Below are 2,014 nucleotides of genomic sequence, written 5' to 3'. Positions count from 1 at the left end.
GCGCGCGCGGATGCGGCGCTCAGGAAGCAGGCAGCGCGCGAAGCGGACGGAGTCTGCGGGGCCGGCTACAGAACCGGACGCGCCGTGCCGTCTTCGCGCGGCGAAAGGACAGACGCTCTCGACATCTCAGCTCCTCATCTCGCGCGGACGTGGGGGCCGATTAGAGCAGACGCGACAACCGGGGGTCAAGAAGGCTCGGGAGCCGATTCGGCCTCCACGACCAGCTGCAGCAGCTGTCTCCACTCACGCAGCTCCGAAAGCCTCTGCCGCACCGGGCCGACGTCCACTCCCACTCTCTCCAGGAGCATCAGCGACAGGCACCTGTCCCCGAGCATGTCCGCGATCAGCAGGTGCTCTACGCCGGCCTCCGGTCGATCTTCGCGCTTTGCCATCGCGCGGGCGCGGTCCAGCGTGAGGTCCAGGGCGTGGTTCCACGGGGGAGGGTCCGGGCGCGGCGGCCGGGGACGCCTACCCTCCCTGCGAGAGGCGACCTTCTCCAACCGGGCATCACGCCACTCGGCCCCCTCGTAGAACTCGGCGATCGCGCGTTCGATCGAGGAAACGTCCGGGAGACCGCGGACCCGCGCAGCCACCTCCGGCGAGTTGCGCAGTATCGACACGACCAGGTGCTCCGTGCCTACCCAGGGGTGGCCGAAGTCGGTTGCAACTTCCACTGCACCTTCAACCGCTTGCCGGGCGTCGGCGTCGAGCCCGTCGAGTGACACCTGAACGACCGACGCAGGAAAGCCCACAGGGTGGACCTTGTGAGGGACGTGACCCAGCCCCGGCCCGGACAGGATCATGTCACCGTCCTCGTCCAGAACCGGACGGCCGGCGTCGTCAACGGCTATTCGGACCTCGTTGCCGTCCCCCGCTGGAACGAAACGGTGGTCCCACGGACGGCCACGCCATCCGCCTTCAGGCTCGGTCGCTGCAACGAACTCATCCACCTGATGGCCCCCCGACTCCCCCGGTTAACCCGGACGCACTAGTCACTCGTCGTCATTTTCCCCCAAAGCCCTACACAGGCCGTACTGCCGGTCCGATGACAGGCGTTGACAGATAAACAGGGAAGACTTCGAGGAGGCGGGACATGGAACTCACGCTCAACGGAATGGTCTCGGTCCGCATCGACGACGAGTGGCTGTTCGAGGCAAAGCCGCTGCCGGTGTCCTTCGAGTGCGAGCTCGCCGAGGAGAATGTCCGGTTCGAGAACGGCAAGGCCAAGATGAGCTTCATGATCCCGGTCGAGCTGTCGGTTCCCGAGGAGGAATGGTCCCGGGTGGTCGGCGAGCTGCTGGCGAAGATGCTCTACGCGGGAGCCGGACCCGACTCGTCCTCCCCGTAGAACAGCCGGTCGCACACGCGCCGGGCACGGCGCGTGATGCGGCGGTAGTCGTCCAGGAACCCGGCCCTGGACAACCGCCCGTAGCCGAGGCTGCGGGCGAGGCGCTCGAGGTCCTCGTCGCGTGACGGCAGGACGTCGGTCGGAAGCCCTCTCAGCAGAAACAGGTGGTTGCGGACCCTGTTCAGCACCAGATATGCCTCCCGCAGCCACGCCCGGTCGGAATCGCCGACCAGATCCAGCGCCGCCAGCCGCTCGATCGCCTCCAGCGTATTGGGCGTCCTCAGCCCCGGGTGGGTGTGCCCGTGCCGGCGCTGCATCAGCTGGACGGTGAACTCAACGTCGGACAGGCCCCCGATCCCGAGCTTCAACTGGAACTTGGGGTCGTCGCGCGAGCGCACCCGCTCCCGCTCAATGCGCGCCTTGAGGTGGCGGATGTGCTCCACCTCGGCCCCCGAAAGCTCGGGGGGCCACACCCTCGGCGCGACCGCCTCCAGCAGAGCCGCCGACACCGACTCATCCCCGGCGGCGTGTCGCGCGCGGACCAGAGCCTGGAACTCCCACCCGTGCGCCCAGCGCTCGTAGTACTGGCGGCAGCTGTCCAGGGACCTCACGATCGGCCCGCTTCGTCCCTCCGGACGCAGCTCCGGGTCCACCTTGAAGATCGGC

At 68.0% G+C, this 2,014-nt stretch carries 3 protein-coding genes; 1 reads left to right on the top strand and 2 read right to left on the bottom strand.

Annotated features, from left to right (window positions below; genetic code table 11):
• Positions 1 to 185: 185 nt before the first annotated feature.
• Positions 186 to 950, bottom strand: a complete 765-nt coding sequence (locus tag VNE62_09205; GenBank protein ID HVE92457.1) for a Clp protease N-terminal domain-containing protein — start codon at positions 948 to 950, stop codon at positions 186 to 188.
• 143 nt (positions 951 to 1,093) lie between these two features.
• Between VNE62_09205 and VNE62_09200 the strand changes: the two genes are divergently transcribed.
• On the top strand, positions 1,094 to 1,348 hold the full coding sequence (locus VNE62_09200; protein ID HVE92456.1) for a hypothetical protein: 255 nt from the start codon (positions 1,094 to 1,096) through the stop codon (positions 1,346 to 1,348).
• Here the strand turns inward: VNE62_09200 and VNE62_09195 are convergent.
• On the bottom strand, positions 1,312 to 2,014 hold a 703-nt coding region (locus tag VNE62_09195), incomplete at its 5' end, for a hypothetical protein (protein ID HVE92455.1). The genes VNE62_09200 and VNE62_09195 overlap by 37 nt on opposite strands.

Source organism: Actinomycetota bacterium (assembly GCA_035536535.1).
Lineage (GTDB): Bacteria > Actinomycetota > JAICYB01 > JAICYB01 > JAICYB01 > DATLNZ01.
Note: the sequence above shows the minus strand (reverse complement) of the source record. Positions and strands in the feature narration are given on the sequence as shown.